This is a genomic window from Mesonia algae (genome assembly GCF_003253545.1).
Lineage (GTDB): Bacteria > Bacteroidota > Bacteroidia > Flavobacteriales > Flavobacteriaceae > Mesonia > Mesonia algae.
In genome coordinates this window covers 361,209-382,118 of record NZ_QKYV01000003.1, presented here as the reverse complement: position 1 = coordinate 382,118, position 20,910 = coordinate 361,209, and the positions used below count along the sequence as shown (strand labels likewise).

The following is a 20,910-nucleotide window of genomic DNA, read 5'->3' as shown; positions in this document are numbered from 1 at the left end:
AGATTCATTATGTCTAAATTTAAAAAGAAAAAAAGTGGAGATTTACCTGCAATATCAACGGCATCATTGCCAGATATTGTATTTATGTTGCTATTCTTCTTCATGGTTGCAACCACGATGAGAGATACCACTTTAATGGTTAAAAATGAATTACCTTTTGCAGATCAGGTTGAAAAACTAGAGAAGAAAGATTTGGTAATGTATATCTATGCAGGAAAGCCTAGTGAGCGTTATCAAAGGCAATTTGGTAAAGAAGCCCGTGTTCAGTTAAACGATAAGTTTGCAGATGTTTCAGAAATCAAAGAATTTATCATCTCTGAAAGAGAATCAAAAAGAGAAGAGTTACAGAATTTATTGACAACTTCTCTTAAAATTGATACCGAAACTAATATGGGAATTGTAGCCGATATTAAATATGAATTGAGAAAAGCTGAAGCTTACAGAGTAAATTACACTACGAAGAAGGGATCAGCTACTCAAAATATGCAATAACAAGTTTTTTTACTTGTAATAGAAAAACATCCAATTTCAATTGGGTGTTTTTTTGTTTTTATACCTTCCTTTTAATTACCTTTCTCGTATGAAAAACGTTTTTTTATTCTTGCCTCTTCTCATCCTACCTTTTATTACTTTAGCTCAAGAAGTTAAGAATATAAGTGTAGATACACTTTCGACTGAAGTTGATAGTCTTTATAGAGAAGATCAATTTTATGTGGGCTTTGGTTTTAATTTACTCTTAAACCGACCAAAGGGGGTTACGCAATCTGGGTTTTCTGGAGGTTTACATTTTGGCTTCACTCGAGATATGCCGATTAATAAGAGACGTAATAAAGCTATTGGTTTAGGTTTAGGAATGTCTATTAATTCATATGGATTTAATATGTTAATCGATGAAAAAGACGGTCAAACTACCTTTACAGAAATTGAAGATAGTTATGATACTAATCGTTTAACGAGTTATTTAATCGAAGCTCCTCTAGAATATCGTTGGAGAACATCTACAGCCTCAAATTACAAATTTTGGAGAATCTATACAGGTGTAAGGCTAGGTTACGTATTTTGGTCAAGGTCCAATTATATTGCAGACGATATTACTATTAGAGAAAAAAACTTAGATGCCTTAGATAAAATAAGATATGGATTAACCTTTACTTTTGGATACAACACATTTAACTTCCACGTCTATTATAGTTTAAACTCATTTTTTGATGGTACTTTAGAAAACTCTATGGAAGATGTGGGTTTAAATCCTTTAAAGGTTGGGATTATGTTTTACATACTTTAAAACCAAAATATACCAATATAAGGAATTAGACCGATAAATAAGCCCCAAGCTATTTCTTTTGCATTGTGCGCTTTTGCTTCTAATCTAGAAGCAGCAATCCAACCCACAGAGAAAATACTTATTGCAATTAAATAAAGAAGATTGGTTTGGTAAATAAAACTAAGTAAAAGTATAAAACCAACAACTCCCGAAATTCCAATTAGATGCAAACTTGCTTTAATTTTAAAATAAGCTAGCAGTAATGCTAGGATATTTGAATAGAGAATGCAAGTAAAGAAAAAATACAATTCTGTTTGATTATAACTTTGAAGTATAAAGTTATTTACTGTTAATAAAATAATGCAAAAGAACAGCAATGGAATCTTCCTTTCTTGTACTTTTTTTAGATGGATACTATCTATCACTTTCAAGTTTTTCAGTAAGAAGAAAAAAACAATAGGAATAAAAATAGTTAGTATAGAAATAGCCATGATTTTGGCTTTCGCTATAGAATCTGGAGAAAATCTAGGAGTAATTAAAAAATAAAGAATCGTACCTATTAAAGGCATGAAAATGGGGTGGAGAAGATAAGATGCCGATTTAATGAATAAACGCATAAAAAGTATTTAAATTTCCTTTCTAAGCCTTGCTACAGGAATATCTAATTGCTCCCTGTACTTGGCAACCGTTCTTCTTGCGATAGGATATCCCTTATCTTTTAAAACCTTAGCAAGTTTATCATCGGTTAAAGGTTTCTTTTTATCTTCATCTTCAACGGTCATTTCTAAAATCTTCTTTATTTCTAAAGTAGAAACTTCTTCCCCTTGATCGTTAGTCATTGATTCAGAAAAAAATTCTTTAATCAATTTTGTACCGTATGGAGTATCTACATATTTACTGTTGGCCACTCGACTTACGGTTGAAACATCCATATCAATTTTTTCAGCAATATCTTTTAAGATCATAGGATTTAAGTCGCGTTCATCACCCGTCATAAAATATTCATATTGATGGTGCATAATAGCATTCATCGTCACAAATAAGGTTTCCTGACGTTGACGAATAGCTTCAATAAACCATTTAGCAGAATCTAACTTTTGCTTAATGAACATTACGGCATCCTTTTGCTTTTTGGTCTTCTCTTTGGACTCTTTGTAGCCTTTAAGCATATTATTGTACTCTCTAGACACATGCATGCTAGGAGCATTTCTTCCGTTGAGGCTTAAATCTAACTCTCCATCTTTAATTTTTATCGTAAAATCTGGCACTACATGCTCAACAATTCTAGTATTGCTAGAATAAGAACCGCCTGGTTTTGGATTAAGGTGAGATACCTCATCAATAACCTCTCTTAATTGATCCTCGGTAATATTAAATTTTGAAATTAGTTTTTGGTAATGTCGCTTACTAAATGCATCAAAAGCATTTTCAAGAATGTCAATCGATAGTTCTACTATAGGATCGGCTTCTCTTCTCTTTAGCTGAATTAATAAGCACTCTTGTAAAGAACGCGCTCCCACACCAGCAGGATCTAACTCATGAACCAGTTTGAAAACTTTTTCAACCGTTTCTTCGCTAGTGTATATATTTTGAGTAAAGGCAAGATCATCAACAATATCACTAGTTTCACGACGTATGTACCCACTTTCATCAACGCTTCCTACTAGAAATTCTGCTATATTTTTTTCCTCTTCATCGAGTCTAAACGTCTGCAATTGTGTTTTTAAATGCTGAGAAAATGAAACCCCTGATGCATAAGGAATCGTTTTATCGTCATCATCTTTACTATAATTATTTGCCTGAGTTCTATAACTAGGAATCTCGTCATCACTCAAATACTCGTCTACATTAATCTCAGATTCTGTTTCAATAATTTCAGAATCACTTTCCATCTCCTCATTCTTAAACTCATCTTCATACTCATCACTAGATTCTTTTCCGCTATCTAAGGCAGGATTGTCTTCTAACTCCTGCTTTACGCGTTGCTCAAAAGCTTGCGTAGGAAGTTGTATCAATTTCATTAACTGAATTTGTTGCGGAGATAACTTTTGTGAAAGTTTAAAGTTTAATTGCTGCTTAAGCATAAAATAAAGGATTATACCTACAAAAATAACTAAAAAGTTATGGTTTTTTATACCAAAATTTTGTTAAGCTTCAAGTAATTTTCAATTTTGGCATAAGAAATTTCTTTAGAATTTTTTAAATCGTTTAGAAAGTGCAGCTTCAAATTCTAATTTTTCTAAAGTAATTGGATGGGTAAAGCGGAGTTGAAATGCGGTTAGATAAATAGCTTTTTCCAAGAAATAAAGAGAGCCATACGTTTTATCTCCCACAATAGGAAAACCGTGCATAGATAAATGTTTTCGTAGCTGATGTGTTCTTCCCGTTAACGGATTTAATTCTACCAAGCTAAAATCATTTCCATCTCTTTGATAATATTCTACGACTTTTGCTAAGGTTTCAGCTTCTTTTCCTTCAAGAGGATCGTTAAATAACTGTTCTTCTTTAGAAAATTTCCCTTCTACGATAGCCAAATAAGTTTTGTAAATTTCTTTATGTTCAAAAGCTAATGACAATTGCGTTTGCACGGATTTAGTTTTGGCAATGAGTAAAAGTCCGCTAGTAGGATTGTCTAATCGGTGTACCGGAAGTGGGTAAGTAAGTGCATCTTTTTCCGCGGAAGCGATAAGGTTATGCGGAAGAGCATTTTCTATGGTTTTAAAATAATTTCCGTTGGTAGGGTATCCGGCAGGTTTTTCTATAACTGCTAAAAATTCATCTTCAAAAATTACGTTTAAGTTCAATTGAAAGATCTTCTTTGTGAAAATAACTTCTTCTAATAATTCTAGAACTTGTCCTTCTTCAATCCAATCTGCTGTGGTGGCAATTTTTCCGTTAAGGAGAATACGCTCTTTCTTAATTGCTTTTTTAACCGCACTCCTAGATATAAGTAAAGAGAAAGCTTGAGAAGCATATTCTTGCAATCTCATTTTTTCTTTTACGCTAGGAACAATATGTTTTTCTATGATTTTGGGATGCGACATAATTAAATATCTTTATAAAAAATATATAGGATGCGATTAACTTTTATATTGTGCTTTTTGTCTTTTACAAGTATTGCACAGAATTTTACCTCTACTGTAAAATCTAAAAAAACTAAGCAACCTCTATCTTATGTGAATGTAAGTATTTTAAATAAGAGAGTGGGTACAAGCACTAATTTAGATGGTGAGTTTTCTATAAATTTAGAAAAGTATAAAAAGGATACTCTACTAATTAGCTGTTTAGGTTTTAGTACTAAAAGATTGGACATATCCTCTGTTTTAAAAAATCCGACAGCTTATAGAGAAATTTATTTGGAAGATGAACTCTCTTCTTTAGATGATGTTGTTATAAATGTAAAGAAGAAAAAATACGGAAGCAAGCATAGTTTAGGTTTACGAAAAAAGTGGTTTTACAGTCGGGTAGGTGTTCAATTTGGGATGGAACAAGCTATTTTAATTCCCAATGATAAAAGTAAGGTTGGTAAAATAGAAGAAGTAAGTTTTTGGGTAGGAAAGGAGGAGCAGTTATTTTACAACAGTAGATTAACTTGGTTTAGAATAAAGTTTTATAGTTATGATAAAGAAAAAAATGAGCCTAAAGAGTTGCTTTCTTACCAAGATATTATAGTTAAGCCTCAAGAAAACGAAAAACAAAATTTAAAAGTAGATGTCAGTTCATATCATATTTACTTTCCTAAAGACGGTGTTTGTGTGGTGATAGAAACGGTTAACCCTAAGCCGAGTAAAGAAAGTGACAACCAATACATAACTTACCCTCAATTAATCTACTCTAATGAAAGCAAAAATAGAGCTTGGAAAAGGTACAGAGGAAATAACTGGTTTCAACAGTCTGAAGAACATAGATCAACTAGTGCTATTATAGGGTTTGAAAAGAAGTATTATATAGCGCCAGCGCTAAAAATTAAAGTGCGGTATGAGAAGTAGGAGATAAGAAAATAGCAAGAGGTTGTCTAAAAATTTAGTTTTCGATTTGCTAGGTATGTAATTAACTTATAAGTAAGCTGTTACGTTGTTCTTTTATCTTATAAAGCTTAACCCGCAATTTTTGCACTCCAAATCATTCGGTAAAATGCTTAATTTACAAGCTGGACAGTAATCTGTAATATTTACGATTTTAACTTCGTAATTTTTCCGTAGATTTTTTAATGTTTCTAAATCAGTTTCTTCAATAGACCTTAACTCTCTCCTTTTTCTTATTGTATCATCTATTAGAAACTCAAAAATTATATACCACCACAAAGTGATTTCTACCCAGTAAATTTTATATGATTTTTCAGTTTTAGAATACCCAATAATTTTATATTCAGATCTTATAGATAATGCATTTCTAACTGAAATCCCTTTTTTCCGGTTAAAACGATTCTCTCGTAATTCATCTTTTTTTAGTCGTAAATGTTCAATATAAATACAGTTATTCTTTTCAAGAAAATTAATTGATTCTTTTAATGATAATTTTGGTTTGATTGAAGGGATATAAAAATATTTAATTGACATAAAGCATATAAATACGCAAAATGTTATAATCAAGAAAATTAATATACACGATATAATATCAGTCACTTATTGTTATCATTATATGACGGCTACATTTATCTCAAATTGCAGAAATAGCTATTTGAATTTACTGGCTCCAACTACTTTCATTTTATATTTCTAAAATTGCTTTTTTTTTAAAAAACATCTGTCATTTATAATGAACCGCTAATAAATTTAATCTAATTTCTCAATCTCTAAACTGTTCAGTATCATTTGCTATGCTTAGAGTAAATCTAAGTCTTTTTGTTTTAAAATTACTTTAGCAAAAAATCCTATATTGACATTTATATCAACTAATTTGGGGTGAAATTGATTAATTGCTGTTATAGAAGTTCTTGTATTGCTACTCTAACAATTAGAACGTTAATTCTTAAAATTGACTTATTTTTAATTCGTACAGTAAAATTTGAGAAGTAATTAAAATAAAAAAAGCCAAATTGAAATTCAATTTGGCTTTTTAATATATTGTATTTAATTAAAAATCTGCGTTTTGCGGACTTCTAGGGTAAGGAATAACGTCTCTAATATTACCCATTCCTGTAGCGAATAAAACTAAGCGCTCAAAACCTAAACCAAAACCACTATGCACACAAGTCCCGAATTTACGGGTGTCTAAATACCACCATAATTCTTCTTCATCGATGCCTAGTTCTTTCATTTTGGCTTGTAGTACGTCTAAACGTTCTTCACGTTGAGAACCTCCTACCATTTCTCCTATCCCAGGGAAAAGTACGTCCATCGCTCTTACTGTTTTCCCGTCTTCATTCAAACGCATATAAAATGCTTTGATATTGGCTGGATAATCAAATAAGATTACCGGACATTTAAAATGTTTCTCTACCAAGAAACGCTCGTGTTCACTTTGTAAATCTGCTCCCCATTCTTCAATCACGTAATTGAATTTTTTCTTCTTGTTGGGTTTAGAATTTCTTAAAATGTCTATAGCTTCGGTATAGCTAACACGCTTAAAGTTATTTTCTGTGATAAACTTCAACTTATCTCGCAAAGCCATAGGTGCGCGGTCTGCCTCTGGCTTACTTTTATCCTCTTGTATAAGTCTGTTTTCTAAGAAAGCTAAGTCATCATCACAGTTTTCTAAAATGTAGTTTAGAACGTACTTAATAAAGTCTTCAGCCAGATCCATATTTCCGTCAAGGTCACAAAAGGCAACCTCGGGTTCAATCATCCAAAACTCTGCTAAGTGACGAGAGGTGTTCGAGTTTTCGGCTCTAAAGGTAGGTCCGAATGTATACACTTGTCCTAAACCAAGGGCGTAAGTTTCCGCTTCTAACTGTCCGCTTACGGTGAGATTGGTTTCTTTTCCAAAAAAGTCTTCTTTAAAATTAATGCTTCCATCCTCATTTTTAGCAGGATTGGTAAGGCTCATATTAGTTACCTTAAACATTTCTCCTGCGCCTTCTGCATCACTACCTGTAATGATAGGGGTATTTACATAATTGAAGCCATTTTGCTGAAAGTATTGGTGAACAGCAAAAGATAGCTTAGAACGCACTCGCATAATCGCACTAAAGGTGTTGGTGCGTACGCGTAAATGTGCTTGTTCTCTTAATTTTTCTAAGGAATGACGTTTAGGAGAAAGAATAGTTTTCTTAACCTCTTCTGGATCTGCTTTTCCTAAGATTTCTATGTCTTGTACTTCGATTTCTACTTTTTGTCCTTGCCCTTCACTTTCTTTAAGTGTACCTTTTATAGCAACGGCAGCTCCAACATTAATTTGTTTTAAGGTTTCTTCGGGAGTATTTTCAAAATCTACAACACATTGTAAATTATTAATCGTAGAACCATCATTTAGGGCGATAAAGCGGTTACTTCTAAAAGCGCGCACCCAGCCTTTTACATAAATTTCTTGTAAAACCGGATCGGTTTTAATTACATCTACAATTTTTGTATGTTTCATCTTCATTTAATTTGAGCGACAAATATAATTTTTAGCCCTAAGCTTAGCAAGAAGTTAAGGGTAAAAGAAATGCTACGTACTAATTTATTCTATAACTGACAGAAAAATGAGGGAAACGTATAAAATCTTTAAAAATAACGCTGGATTCAACGTCTTTACGGTTTTCGAAATTTGGCGTATTAGAATGATAGGTAACTATATCTTTAAAGAAAATGGAAACCATCCAATCTTCTTTTGATAAAAAGCTAACACCAGCGTCTAGATATGTTTTTAGATAATTGCTGGTTTGTGTATCTAAATTTTCTATGGCAGGGTTTACACGATAATGGTTGTAATTGGCACCTATTTCACTTTTAAGGTAAAATTGAGGTGTAATTTTTAAGAAGTAGTATTGTAGTTGTGCCCCGATTTTATAATTGAGCGAAGTGTTATTTTTATCTATTTCTTTTACTTCAAAAGAATCGTAACTCATCCCTAGTTGACCGCCAATAAATAATTTGTTGGCAATAGCATAATTTATTTGTGGAATAAACTCTAAGCGTAAACTATTATTTATTTCTTGGTAATCAATATCATTGTTATTTATTCTTGCTATTTCTCGGTTATAAAAAGATAATCCTGCTTTTGTTTCTACCCATAGTTCTCCTTTTTCTAAAGCTTGGGTTTGAGCTATAATATTATAGGTAGAAAAAAATACTAAAATAAATGTACAAAAGTTTAAAAAATGGTTTCTTCCCATATATCTGGAATGTTTTTTAAGTTTTCTAAATCCATGGATATAAATATATAGTCTATATTTTCTTCTTTATAAAGATGTTTTGCTAAATTGATATATTTATCTTGTAAACCATCCATTTTCTTAGTGTAAAGAATTATAGTGGTTGTTTTATTTTTAGGAAAATCATATAATTTTTGTGATTCAATACTTTTTAAAACAATCCCTTCATAGGTCTTTTCGTTAGAAAGAAAATTTTCAATATCAGAATTATCTATTGCAGTAAAATTATCACAAGTATTTAATGGAATCTCATTACCATTTTCATCTTTTACCAATATTTTATCAATTGAAGTAGATTGTTTATTTTTTGTAAAAGAAATTAATGATGCTTCCATATTGTTTATGAAATCTGGGCTTGAAGCTTTTGATACATAATAGAACTTTGACTTTTTTGCTTTTTGTGTATCAGAAACTTTATTTAAATATGCTTCTGAGGGTAAAAGTTTTTCAGAAGCATTGTTTTTTGTTTCAAAACTAATTTTAATGCAAGAGGTCACCAACATAAAGATAGTTATATAAAAAATCCTTTTCATCCAATTATATTTCAATATTTATATCACAAATTAAGTTTCCATTTTCATCAATTCTAGTAGGATAAGAACCTTCTATAAACATTACTTCCCCATGCTGGGTATTCTCAGTAACTATAAAATTTTCAAGGTCTTTAGAAGAATGATGCTCGGAATTGGTAGTTATTTCTGAAGGAAAATGTAATCTTAAAGTATTTTCGTTTATTAATTCAGGCGTAAATTCTACCTCACCAGTACTTTCATTGTAGTTGGTAACAATTTCTGGATTTTGTATTCCATCGATTGCTAAAACAATTGAAAAGCAAAAACCAAACCCAAAGCTACATTCGAGGCTACCAAATTTTGGTACTTTTAAGAATGCAATTTTAATAATTGGCCACTTCTTAGAAGAGGCTTCATTTGCATTAGAAGAAGATTCATTCGGAATAGCTTCATCTAAATTCTCTGATCTATTTATAGTAGGTGTATTTTCATAGGAATCGATTTTATCATAATCATTGTCTGAACTACAGGAATTTAATATAGATAGAACTAAAAAGAGTATTGTTAGTTTTAAAGGGTTAAAGTTTTGAAGTTTTCATAATGAAGTTTATTCATATAAGTTGACTTCTAAGCTAAACAAAAAAAATTATTTAACAAAATCATATGATATTAATAATTCATTTACATAAATTCTAATCTTTACTTTTTTGTTTATTAAGTGGTTAAGGGTAAAATGGATTTATTTATCGATTGATTCCTCCTCTTCCTCTTCAGCAATAATATCTAAATGAGGCTTTTTAAAAGTTTCTTTGTTAGAAACGCTTTTTTCTAATGAAAGCAACAGCGAAGGCAACAGCAATAAGTTAGATAACATCGCAAAAAGCAAAGTTGCAGAAACTAATCCGCCAAGGGCAACTGTACCTCCAAAACTACTAATCATAAATACCGAGAATCCAAAAAACAAGACGATGGAAGTGTAAAACATACTCACGGTGGTTTCTCGTAAAGCGGGATATACCGATTTTTTGATTTTCCAATTATGGTATTTTAACTCTTGCCTATATTTTGCTAAGAAGTGAATGGTGTCATCTACTGAAATTCCAAAAGCAATACTAAATACTAAAATGGTAGAAGGTTTTATAGGAATTCCTAAAAAGCCCATCATTCCTGCAGTAATTAATAAGGGTAGCAAATTGGGAATTAATGAGATTAAAATCATTTTAAATGATCTAAACATCCACGCCATAAATATAGCGATAAGTAAAATAGCTAATGATAAAGAAAGCACTAAGTTTTGTACTAAATAGGTAGTTCCTTTTTGAAATACTAAAGCTTTTCCCGTCATGGTAATGTCATAACGCTCCTGCGGAAATAACTTATTGATTTGTGGCCATAAGTTATCTTCTATACGCTCCATCTCTTCGGTGCCAATATCTTTCATAAAAACTGTCATACGTGCATATTGCCCTGTTGAATCTACATACGCATTCAGTTGATTGTTCTTCCCGTCTGACATTCCTTTTAAATAAGGGAAAATAAAGTTTTTTTCTTGAGAGGTGGGAAGTTGGTAGTATTTTGGATTTCCGTTATAGTAAGCTTGTTTACTATATTTTACTAAATCTACCACCGATAGGGGTTTAGAAAGTTCGGGAACATCTGCCAATAAGTTCTCGAGATCTCTCATCCGCTTTAGCGTTGAAAGTTTAAGAACCCCTTCTTTTCTTTTGGTATCTATTAAAATTTCTAATGGCATAATACCATTAAACTCTTCTTCAAAAAACTCTATATCTTTAAAAAATTCAGCTTGTTTAGGCATATCTTCTAGCAAACTGCCTGATACTTTTATCGTATATATTCCTAGAATACTAATGACTAAAACAATAATTGAGGTAATATAAATCGTTATTCTACGGTGTTTAACGGTTCGTTCAATCCAACTTACAAAACCTTCTAGCCAAGTTTTCCCCAAATGTTTCAAGTGTCTTTCTTTTGGAGGTGCTAAATAGCTGTAAATAATAGGTATGATGAGTAAACTTAAAATAAAAATTGCTAAAATGTTAATCGAAGCCACCACACCAAACTCTTTAAGCAGCTTACTTTCAGTAATAATAAAAGTAGCAAACCCAGAGGCTGTAGTGATATTCGTCATTAATGTAGCGTTACCTACTTTGGTAATTACCCGTTGTAAAGACTTTGCTTGATTCCCGTGCTTTTTTATTTCTTGTTGATATTTATTTATCAAGAAAATACAGTTAGGAATACCAATCACAATAATTAGTGGAGGTATAATGGCTGTAAGTACAGTAATTTCATAGTGGAATAAACCTAATATCCCAAATGCCCACATCACACCAATAATTACTGTGAACATAGAGATAAGTGTGGCTCTAACCGATCTAAAAAAGAAAAAGAAAATAAGGGAAGTCACAAGTAATGCTCCACCCAAAAACCACTGTATTTCATCTACAATATTTTGAGAGTTAAGCGTTCTAATGTAAGGCATTCCAGAGACATGTAAATCAATATCATTTACCTCTTCAAACTCGTCTAATAAAGGCTGTAATTGTTCCATCACAAAGACTTTTCTCTCTTTGGAATTGACAATATCTTTGTTTAAATATACTGCGGTTTGAATGGTGTTGGTTTTTTTGCTATAGACCAAACCTTCGTAAAAAGGGAGCTTTTCAAAGATTTCTTCTTTATAGGCTTTCGCCTGAAGTTCATTAATTTGCTCTTCTTTTATTAAGGGAACTAACTCAAATCGGTTGGGATTGGTAAACTTTTGAAGTTTTTTGAGATTATGTATTCCAATGGAATATTCTACTTGTGAAAAAGAATCTAATTGCTTGGTGAGATCATTCCACGCATTAATCTTTTTTGGTGTAAATAAGTCTTTATCGTTACTGGCAATAACAAGGAGATTACCTTCTTCACCGAATTTATCTAAAAATTTTTGATACTCTTGATTTACCTCGTGATCATCTGGAAGTAGATTGGCTTCGGTATAAGAAAAACGCATGTTTTTCCATTGAAAACCTAAAAAAACAGTGAAGGCTATGATTAACCCTAAAATAATAACTCTGTTTCTTAGAATTATTCTTGCGATAGTATTCCAGAAACCAAAACTAAAGATCTTTGACATGACTCAAAATTAGGCTTGCAAAGGTATAAAATGCTACAAAATAAACAGTTGAATTTTCTATTTAAAGCTGAAAATAAAATGTAAACTTAAAACCAATATTGTCTTCAATTTGTGGTAAATGATAGGCTCCATAACGGTAGGCAAAATTTAATCCAAAACCGAATAAGATTTTATTAATCTCTAAAGCGGCTTCGTTATAGCCATGTTCTAAAGTATTGAAGGTAATATTTTGATGCTGTGCTTGATTAGAAATATCTCCAATTGCATGTCGAGTTACGAATACGAATTCGGGTTTAATTTTTTTAGAAATTTCAAGCGGACGAAGACGATGCTTAATTTGAAGTGTTGCTAAACGATCACTAAAAAACTCACTAAAATACATGGTTTCAAAGGTTCTTCTACCGGCTACAGAAAAGCGTTGTAAAAGCTCGTCTTTATTGGGGTTATTAGGATAAGCGTGAAAAGTATGTGTTAATGGTAAGTCGCCAATAGCATAATCTCCTTCTAAGATGATTTCAGTATTATTTTGAGTAATCCTGTTGATGGTATAATTCATTTTAGCCCCAATTTTAGTATATCTAAAATCACCATCTAGCATTCCGTTTATGGCTTGTACAACTTGGAGAGAAAATTTAGGGTAACCTACATTTACCTCAATAGATTTTTCAGGTGCTTCTAAATAATCACTAAAAGGACTCCAGCGAAAACTAGCTGTTAATTCGGTCAAATCATAAGATGAATAAAGTTTACCATCGTTTAAATAACGGTAACCGCCAGTTTGTTCAATTTTAGTTTTAGTTATTTGAAACTCGCTCAATAATTCAGGAAAAAAATTATGCTGTAGGCTAGATTCAAAAGCTCGGTATTCATAATAAAAATTAATATTTACTAATCTAGGTTCGAATAGAGAGTATACACGAGCATCAGATAAATATAAAAAACTACCAACCTCTTGAATATCTTTGGTGTAACTGGCGTTTAGCCAAGTGTTTGTTTTTTTGTTTAATGAAACGCCTGCTCCAAAATTATATTTAAATTCCCGGTCTTTGAAACCGTATACCGTATAACCTTGGAGTCTAAAAACTTTCGAGAGTTTATCATTGGTAACTCCACCTCCACCTAGTCTTAATCCTTCAAAATCGTTATATTTCAAAATTGTTCTCAAATCTAAATTGAAGAAACCAATGGGGTAGTAACCGATATTAAAATTTTGAAGAACATTAATTTTTCGATTAATATTTTGGTTTTTAACAATGCTATCTACCTTTTGAAAAGTGTTTTCGTCCCTTTCCGTAAAGGGAATACTTCTATTTTCTTCCCAAAATGAGATAGGTTGTGAGGTTGCATTTGGAGTTAAAATAATAGAACTTACCTTTTTTAGGTCTTTATCCACATTTTCAAATACAATTCTTTCATTAATAGATGTAGAGTTTAAAAAGAGCTTACTGCTCACATCTTGTTCTTCGGGAAGACTTCCCAATGAAATATTACCTCCAAAAATTGAAACCTTTTTCCCGCCGCTACCAGGGAGGATCGTTACATTTTGCTTTTTAGGAAACCAGATATCCTCTTGTGGATAGTACACAAAATCTTGTTCGGCGCTAATTTCTACTTCACCTTTTAACTGCCCTACGGCTTTTTGTAAGCCATAATTTAAAGTGTCTATATAAAGTACACCTTCTAAACCTGCGACTTTTTTCTCTCTTTTTGGCTGAAAATAAATTACGAATGCAGGTCTGTCATTTGCAGTAGTATCTAAAACTTTATAGGTGTAATTATTAAAGGGGTTTTTAGATAATGGTCCTGCGTAATCGTTGCCAAATACGGTATATTTTTCTTTGTACCACGTATTAGATTGAACTTTTAAGGAAAGTAATTCATAAACGGGTTCTTTAAACCCAGCTGTTCTCGTAGCGACAATCTCTTGTTTTACACCTTCATCTTTTAGAAATTTAAAATCACTTATTTGTTCACTTAAATAGGCTCTACCGTCTTCTATAATTGTTTTTATTTCTCTACTTGTGGTGTCTAACTCAATGTTTAAAGAGTTTTTTTGATCGTCGATAATGAGTTTGTTGTAAGTTCTAAACGAGTAGGAGCTAAATTTTAAATCGGGATCATTATATTTTTTTTGTGCTATAGCTTTTTTGATAATCCTATTGGCTAAAAGCCCAGTAGATTTTAAGTAAACTTGATCTAATTTTTCAATATCTCTATCTAATTGAATAAGGTAAAAATCATTGGTGTTGATTTTTACTTTTTTACCAATGTACCCTATATAAGAAACTCTTAAATAAGTATCTTGTTCTTCTACTTCTATTTCAAATGAGCCATCTATGTCGCTAAGTATGGCTTTATCTGAATTTACAATAGAAATATTGGCATATGGAATGGGATTTTGGGTATTTTTATCTACCGCTTTCCCAGTAATTATCCTTTGCCCTAATAAGAAATTAGGAATACAAAGGAAAATTAAAATACACCAAGAAAATTTTGCCATTTATAGGAGATTTAACGTTGCAATAAAATCAAAAAAAGCGACATGACTGTCGCTCTTAGGTAAATTTTAAGTTTTTGAAATTATTAAACCGTCATAATTTCTTTCTCTTTATGCGTGTAGATATCATCTATTTTTTTGATAAACTTATCGGTTAAATTTTGAATATCTTCTTCAGCTCCTTTTTGTAAATCTTCAGAGATATCTAACTTTTTAATATCGTTATTAGCATTCTTACGATCATTACGTACACCAACTTTAGAGTCTTCTGCTTCCGCTTTAGCTTGTTTAGCTAATTCTCGTCTTCTTTCTTCTGTTAAAGGTGGTACACTTATGATAACGCTTTCCCCATTATTCATAGGATTAAAACCAAGGTTGGCATTCATAATACCTTTTTCAATTTCTTGAATTAAAGATTTTTCAAAAGGCTGAATAGATATGGTTCTAGCATCTGGAGTATTGATATTTCCCACTTGATTTAGCGGAGTTTTAGAACCATAATAGTCCACTAAAACCGAACTTACCATAGAAGGAGATGCCTTCCCAGCACGAATTTTTAATAGTTGCTTTTCTAAGTGAAGAATAGCGTTTTGCATAGCTTCTTCAGCGCCATCTATAATAAAATTAACTTCTTCGTTCATCTTTTTTATTTTTTATCTCTTTGAGATTGATCTCGATTATCTAAAAAAATTATTTGTTTATTGCGAGACTTTGATTCTTTTTCAATTATACGTAAAAAGAATGAAATTATAAATTTACTTTGGTACCTATATTTTCTCCAGAGACTACTCTTAATAAGTTTCCTGGTTTGTTCATATCAAAAACAATAATAGGCAATTCATTTTCTTGACTAAGGGTAAAAGCTGTAGTATCCATTACTTTTAATCCTTTTCTTAATACATCATCAAAAGTAATAAAATCAAATTTAGTTGCTTTTTGATCTTTTTCTGGATCTGAAGTGTAAATCCCATCAACTCTAGTTCCTTTTAAAATCACATCAGCTTCAATTTCAATAGCTCTTAAAACTGCCGCAGAATCTGTCGTAAAATATGGGTTTCCTGTTCCTCCTCCAAAAATAACCACTCTCCCTTTGTCTAGATGGCGCATTGCCTTTCGGCGGATAAATGGTTCGGCTACTTCATTGATCTTTACAGCAGATTGTAAACGAGTTTGTATACCTGCATCTTCACAAGCGCTTTGTAATGCTAAACCGTTAATTACAGTTGCTAACATTCCCATATGATCTCCTTGAACACGATCCATTCCTTTGCTAGCTCCAGCAACACCTCTAAAGATGTTTCCTCCTCCAATAACGATAGCTACTTCGATCCCCTTATCGGTAACCGATTTAATTTCTTTAGCATATTCTGCTAAACGATCTGGATCTATCCCATATTGACGAGATCCCATTAATGCTTCTCCAGAGAGTTTTAAAAGTATTCTTTTGTATTGCATGGATTGTATATGATAAAGTTGTGCAAATATAGCGATAAATGTATTTTGTAAAAGAATTGCTTTTAAAAATCCTTTAATAATATTTGAGCAATTATTTATATTCTTTTAAATGCTTATATCCTTTCTTTTTAAAACTTTCATTTAGTTCTTTAAAGTGATTCTTGCCATAGACCAATGCAATTTTGTCATAGGGGGAGTTGAGTACTTTATACTCTATATATTGATTTCTAATACTCATAATAACGTCATCTCTTTTAAAACTAGAGACCTGTTGGCAATTGTATTCTTGTTTAAGCCCGGTTAAGTAATCACAGGGCCCGAGTTTAATTTTATTATATTTAAGCTCAAAAACCTGCAATAAAGTATCTAAAGGAACATCTATTTTTATATCTGTTTTTGTTAATCCTATATTTTCTCGAGTTTGATTTGCATATTTACTATTTCTTAGCGCTTTTGGGAGAGATTTATTTTCTTTATCGTTGTACGCTGTAAGATGAAAGCCCATAAGTTTTCTAGCTTTCATTTTAATAGTGTCAATTTCTTCCTTAGAATATAAGGTGGTATCTAGCCTAACTGACTCGTAGAAAATCGTATAATTTTGCTTCCGTAAAGAATCTAATTTATATTTTACATCGTCATAAAATTGTTGGTGGTTCAGGTGAACCATGGGAAAGGTAACAAGTTTTTTATTTTCCTTTTTGTTATAAAAGACCTCCGTCTTTACAGATTTACTTGTCATTGTTTTTAATAACAATGTTGTGCAACTAGCAAAAAGTGCAATGATAATAATTAAACAGGTAAGTTTTTTCATTGCTTAAAGGTAGGAAACAAAAAACCCGCTAACAAATGAATGTAAGCGGGTTTTTTTATAGGTAAAAAGAGATTTGCTTAACCTAAAGCAACTCTTTTAAATTCTGTGATAGTTACGTCTCCGTAAGAAGATACGTAATCTGCCACGTTTTTCTTTTCATCTTTAATGAAAGTTTGATCTAATAAACACATTTCTTTATCTAAAGTTGTGTTATCAGATAAGAAACGATCCATTTTTCCTGGTAAGATTTTATCCCAAATTTTTTCTGGTTTTCCTTCAGCTTGTAATTCTGCTTTAGCGTCCTCTTCAGCTTTAGCTTTAACCTCAGGTGTAATTTGAGACATAGAAATGTATTGAGGTACATTCTTTTTAGTTTTACCTAAACGTCCTAATTCAATATTTTCTTTTTCAATTTCAGCAATTCTAGCTTCAGTTTCAGAAGCAACAAATGCAGGATCTAAATCTTTGTAAGATAAAGAACTTGCTCCCATAGAAGCAATTTGCATAGCCACATCTTTTCCTAAAGTTTCAGCGTTGTCTACTTTAGCAGAAAAACCTACGATAGCAGCAATTTTGTTAATGTGTACGTATTCTCCAACGTAAGCAGCACTCACAGTTTCGAAAGCATTGATGTCTAATTTCTCACCAATAACTCCGGTTTGCTCAACTAATTTATCTGCAACACTCATTCCACCAAAATCAGCAGCTAAAAACTCTTCTTTATTGTTATAGTTTAAAGCTAAATCACCTAAGTCGCTAGCTAATTGTAAAAAGTTTTCGTTTTTACCAACAAAATCAGTTTCGCAACCTAATACGATAGCTACACCTTTAGTTTGGTCTGCATTTATTTTTGCTACAGCAGCACCTTCAGAAGATTCTCTGTCAGCTCTCTTAGCAGCTACTTTTTGACCTTTTTTACGCAATACTTCAATTGCAGCATCAAAATCACCTTCAGCCTCTACTAAGGCTTTTTTGCAATCCATCATTCCGGCTCCAGTAGCCTTTCTTAATTTATTTACTTCAGCAGCACTTATTTTTGCCATGTTCTTAGGTTTTAATTTAAAAAAGATAAGTCGTTTAGAAAACTCTATTTTACAATAAAATCACTAAACGACTTACTTTTGAGTTTTATAAAATTGTTATTTTATTTTTCCTCTTTGTTAGAGGCGGCTTTCTCTAAAGTCTCTTGCTTAGATTCTAACTTTACCTCTTTTTTAGCTTCTTTCATTGCCTCTTTGTCTTCTGCATCTTTAGAAGGAACTTCTACATCTTTCTTAGGCTCTGCTTTAGCTTCTTTTTTTGGAGCATCCTCTTTAGAAACTTTAGCTTCTTTTTTGGCGTCCTTATCTGCTTTTCTTTCGCTTAATCCTGCTACAATAGAATCAGAAACATAAGAAATCACTTTCTTTACAGATTTTGAAGCATCATCGTTTGCTGGAATTACGTAATCTACCTCTCTTGGGTCAGAATTCGTATCTACCATTGCGAAGATTGGAATGTTTAATTTTTGTGCTTCTTTAATTGCGATGTGCTCACGAGTAATATCTACAACAAATAATGCTCCTGGTAAACGAGTCATATCTGAAATAGAGCCTAAGTTTTTCTCTAACTTAGCTCTCATACGATCTACTTGTAAACGCTCTTTCTTAGAAAGTGAGTTGAAAGTTCCGTCTTTTTTCATACGGTCAACCATTGCCATTTTCTTTACTGCCTTACGGATAGTAACGAAATTGGTTAACATACCACCAGGCCAACGCTCAGTAATATAAGGCATGTTTGCTTTTGCAGCTTCTTCAGCTACAATTTCTTTTGCTTGTTTCTTGGTAGCAACGAATAATATTTTTCTACCGCTTGCTGCGATTTTGCTAAGCGCTTCTGCAGTTTCCTGCATTTTTGCAGCAGTTTTATATAAGTTGATGATGTGAATACCATTACGCTCCATATAAATGTAAGGAGCCATATTTGGATTCCATCTTCTTGTCAAGTGACCAAAATGTACACCTGCATCAAGTAATTCTTTTACTTCTACTTTATTTGCCATTTTTGTAATAGTTTACGTTCTGTTGAGATAGCAATAAATAAGTGGCGTTTTTACGACCTTATTCATTTAGATGCTAAACTAACTTCGTTTTTAAAACGAATAACAACAATACTTTTTTAATGTGTTGAAGGAGTATCCTGCAACAAAATAATTGATTAACGTTTCGAGAATTGGAATTTCTTACGAGCTTTCTTCTGACCGAATTTCTTACGTTCAACCATTCTAGGATCTCTCGTTAGTAAACCTTCTGGCTTAAGCGTTAATCTGTTCTCTGCATCTAGTTCGCACATTGCTCTAGAGATGGCAAGACGAACAGCTTCTGCTTGTCCAGTAATTCCTCCTCCTAATACGCTAACTTTCAAGTCGAAGTTACCTTCGTTACCAGTTAACATTAAAGGCTGATTTACTTTATACTGAAGTGTTCCTGTAGTAAAGTAATCGTTAAGGTCTTTTTTGTTAACGGTAATGTTTCCTGTTCCTTCAGAAAGGTAAACACGTGCAACAGCAGTCTTTCTACGACCAATTTTGTGAATTGTCTCCATTTACACTAATTCGTTTAGGTTAATAGTTTTAGGCTTTTGCGCTTCATGATCGTGCTCAGAACCTACATATACCTTTAAATTTTTGAAAAGAGCAGAACCTAATTTGTTCTTAGGTAACATCCCTTTTACAGATTTTTCGATAAGTCTTATTGGATCCTTACCAAATAATTCTGAAGCAGTTAAGCTTCTTTGTCCACCCGGGTAACCTGTATGACGAATATATTCTTTCGCATCCCATTTCTTACCAGTTAAGTTGATCTTCTCTGCATTGATAATAACTACATTATCTCCGCAATCAACGTGTGGGGTGAAATCGGTCTTGTACTTTCCTCTAATAAACTTTGCAGCGATAGATGAAAGGCGACCCAATGATTGTCCTTCAGCGTCTAGCACAACCCACTCCTTATTCACGGTGTTTTTGTTGGCAGAAACTGTTTTGTAACTTAATGTGTCCACACTAATTGTATTTAATAATTAAACATTCCTTTCCCTTTCCCAAAACGGGAAACGGGCTGCAAAAATACAATATTTAATTTATTGGGCAAGGGGGAAGAGTTAATTTTTTACTGAAGTGTTCTCGTTGCCAACTATTTGAAGTTCAAAGTTAAAGGAAAATTAAGATTTTAGGTTAATAATACAGTCAATTTTCGTCTTTATTTTAATAATCCTTGTGCTTTAATTTGCTTTTGTATTTCGACAATATCTTCAGGTATTTCATTTTCTGTGAGCCAATTGATGTCTAAACCGTGACGTATTGCAGTTGTCATAAGTAGAGGTTCCTTTGCGATTAAATCGCCTAATTCCGTCAAGGGTTCTTCAAACTCTAATAGTAGATCTTCGTGCATTTTTTGAATGAGTACCAAAGTTCTAAAGGTTCGTACGATCACATAAACACAAAACTTTCTAGCTTGAAATTCGTTTGATTTTCTAAAAAGTCTCGTGGTGTTTTTTAATACGGTGTTTAGCATGAGTAAATTAAGCGAGACTTCTCCAAATTTGTCTTTAGTCACACGTACGTGTTCAGAGATTTCTCCACTTACATAGCGAATAAGCATTTTTAGATGATTAAGTGATTTGGCTTCTCTTGTAATCTCTTTAGCTCTCTTTTCGACTCTTTGTTCTAAAATCGCTCGGTGATCGTCTGCATTTTTATCGTCAATCAATTCAAAGTATAAGCGGTTGACCAAGTTTTGATCTTTCTTGAGTAAACGAATCAATAATTTATCTTTTTCTTTTTCAGATAAATGGAGTACCGCTTCTTTAAACTCTGGACTGAATTTCATGATTTTTTAATTTTTCCGACGTTAATTCTTATCATTCCGTGCTTAACAGAGAATTTGACTTTATGT

Annotated in this window: 20 protein-coding genes; 3 read left to right on the top strand and 17 right to left on the bottom strand. The window is 32.3% G+C overall.

Going from position 1 to position 20,910, the window contains the following annotated elements; genetic code table 11:
• Positions 1 to 9: 9 nt before the first annotated feature.
• Positions 10 to 492: an ExbD/TolR family protein gene (locus tag LX95_RS07120; RefSeq protein WP_111540748.1), complete on the top strand. Its 483-nt coding sequence runs from the start codon at positions 10 to 12 to the stop codon at positions 490 to 492.
• A gap of 88 nt (positions 493 to 580) precedes the next feature.
• The gene (locus LX95_RS07115) at positions 581 to 1,285 is read left to right on the top strand and encodes a porin family protein (protein WP_111540819.1); all 705 of its coding nucleotides are present in this window, start codon (positions 581 to 583) and stop codon (positions 1,283 to 1,285) included.
• Here the strand turns inward: LX95_RS07115 and LX95_RS07110 are convergent.
• The 3 genes from LX95_RS07110 to LX95_RS07100 all read right to left on the bottom strand — a co-directional run bounded on the left by LX95_RS07110 (position 1,282) and on the right by LX95_RS07100 (position 4,308).
• The gene (locus LX95_RS07110) at positions 1,282 to 1,881 is read right to left on the bottom strand and encodes a hypothetical protein (protein ID WP_146240759.1); all 600 of its coding nucleotides are present in this window, start codon (positions 1,879 to 1,881) and stop codon (positions 1,282 to 1,284) included. The two genes, LX95_RS07115 and LX95_RS07110, sit on opposite strands and share 4 nt — an antisense overlap.
• A 9-nt stretch (positions 1,882 to 1,890) precedes the next feature.
• The gene (gene rpoN / locus LX95_RS07105; protein WP_111540746.1) at positions 1,891 to 3,348 is read right to left on the bottom strand and encodes an RNA polymerase factor sigma-54; all 1,458 of its coding nucleotides are present in this window, start codon (positions 3,346 to 3,348) and stop codon (positions 1,891 to 1,893) included.
• Positions 3,349 to 3,453: 105 nt separating this feature from the next.
• Entirely contained in the window at positions 3,454 to 4,308 is an 855-nt protein-coding gene (locus LX95_RS07100) for an RluA family pseudouridine synthase (protein WP_111540745.1), read from the bottom strand.
• A 57-nt stretch (positions 4,309 to 4,365) separates the two neighbouring features.
• Between LX95_RS07100 and LX95_RS07095 the strand changes: the two genes are divergently transcribed.
• Positions 4,366 to 5,253, top strand: coding sequence for a carboxypeptidase-like regulatory domain-containing protein (locus LX95_RS07095; RefSeq protein WP_170116590.1), 888 nt, complete (start codon positions 4,366 to 4,368; stop codon positions 5,251 to 5,253).
• A 93-nt stretch (positions 5,254 to 5,346) separates the two neighbouring features.
• On the opposite strand, the gene LX95_RS07090 is transcribed toward LX95_RS07095, so the two are convergent.
• The 14 genes from LX95_RS07090 to LX95_RS07020 all read right to left on the bottom strand — a co-directional run bounded on the left by LX95_RS07090 (position 5,347) and on the right by LX95_RS07020 (position 20,844).
• Positions 5,347 to 5,823 carry a hypothetical protein gene (locus tag LX95_RS07090; protein ID WP_111540743.1) on the bottom strand — a complete coding sequence of 159 codons (477 nt, stop codon included), beginning with the start codon at positions 5,821 to 5,823 and terminating at the stop codon, positions 5,347 to 5,349.
• 517 nt (positions 5,824 to 6,340) lie between these two features.
• On the bottom strand, positions 6,341 to 7,783 hold the full coding sequence (gene asnS / locus LX95_RS07085) for an asparagine--tRNA ligase (protein ID WP_111540742.1): 1,443 nt from the start codon (positions 7,781 to 7,783) through the stop codon (positions 6,341 to 6,343).
• 79 nt (positions 7,784 to 7,862) lie between these two features.
• The gene (locus LX95_RS07080; RefSeq protein ID WP_111540741.1) at positions 7,863 to 8,522 is read right to left on the bottom strand and encodes an amino acid--tRNA ligase-related protein; all 660 of its coding nucleotides are present in this window, start codon (positions 8,520 to 8,522) and stop codon (positions 7,863 to 7,865) included.
• Entirely contained in the window at positions 8,501 to 9,094 is a 594-nt protein-coding gene (locus LX95_RS07075; protein ID WP_146240758.1) for a hypothetical protein, read from the bottom strand. Before LX95_RS07075 ends, LX95_RS07080 begins: the two co-directional genes overlap by 22 nt.
• A 718-nt stretch (positions 9,095 to 9,812) precedes the next feature.
• On the bottom strand, positions 9,813 to 12,215 hold the full coding sequence (locus LX95_RS07065) for an efflux RND transporter permease subunit (protein ID WP_111540738.1): 2,403 nt from the start codon (positions 12,213 to 12,215) through the stop codon (positions 9,813 to 9,815).
• A 61-nt stretch (positions 12,216 to 12,276) separates the two neighbouring features.
• Entirely contained in the window at positions 12,277 to 14,715 is a 2,439-nt protein-coding gene (locus LX95_RS07060; RefSeq protein ID WP_111540737.1) for a DUF5686 family protein, read from the bottom strand.
• A gap of 83 nt (positions 14,716 to 14,798) precedes the next feature.
• Positions 14,799 to 15,353, bottom strand: a complete 555-nt coding sequence (gene frr / locus LX95_RS07055; RefSeq protein WP_111540736.1) for a ribosome recycling factor — start codon at positions 15,351 to 15,353, stop codon at positions 14,799 to 14,801.
• Positions 15,354 to 15,459: 106 nt separating this feature from the next.
• Complete coding sequence (gene pyrH, locus LX95_RS07050; RefSeq protein ID WP_111540735.1) at positions 15,460 to 16,167, bottom strand: UMP kinase; 708 nt, start codon at positions 16,165 to 16,167, stop codon at positions 15,460 to 15,462.
• 91 nt (positions 16,168 to 16,258) lie between these two features.
• Positions 16,259 to 16,906 carry a hypothetical protein gene (locus LX95_RS07045; RefSeq protein ID WP_111540734.1) on the bottom strand — a complete coding sequence of 216 codons (648 nt, stop codon included), beginning with the start codon at positions 16,904 to 16,906 and terminating at the stop codon, positions 16,259 to 16,261.
• Between the two features lie 149 nt (positions 16,907 to 17,055).
• On the bottom strand, positions 17,056 to 18,021 hold the full coding sequence (tsf, locus tag LX95_RS07040; RefSeq protein WP_111540733.1) for a translation elongation factor Ts: 966 nt from the start codon (positions 18,019 to 18,021) through the stop codon (positions 17,056 to 17,058).
• Positions 18,022 to 18,122: 101 nt separating this feature from the next.
• Complete coding sequence (gene rpsB / locus LX95_RS07035; protein WP_111540732.1) at positions 18,123 to 19,019, bottom strand: 30S ribosomal protein S2; 897 nt, start codon at positions 19,017 to 19,019, stop codon at positions 18,123 to 18,125.
• 155 nt (positions 19,020 to 19,174) lie between these two features.
• Positions 19,175 to 19,561 carry a 30S ribosomal protein S9 gene (gene rpsI / locus LX95_RS07030; protein ID WP_111540731.1) on the bottom strand — a complete coding sequence of 129 codons (387 nt, stop codon included), beginning with the start codon at positions 19,559 to 19,561 and terminating at the stop codon, positions 19,175 to 19,177.
• Entirely contained in the window at positions 19,562 to 20,017 is a 456-nt protein-coding gene (rplM, locus tag LX95_RS07025) for a 50S ribosomal protein L13 (RefSeq protein ID WP_111540730.1), read from the bottom strand.
• 197 nt (positions 20,018 to 20,214) lie between these two features.
• Positions 20,215 to 20,844: a hypothetical protein gene (locus LX95_RS07020; protein WP_111540729.1), complete on the bottom strand. Its 630-nt coding sequence runs from the start codon at positions 20,842 to 20,844 to the stop codon at positions 20,215 to 20,217.
• Between the last annotated feature and the right edge of the window lie 66 nt (positions 20,845 to 20,910).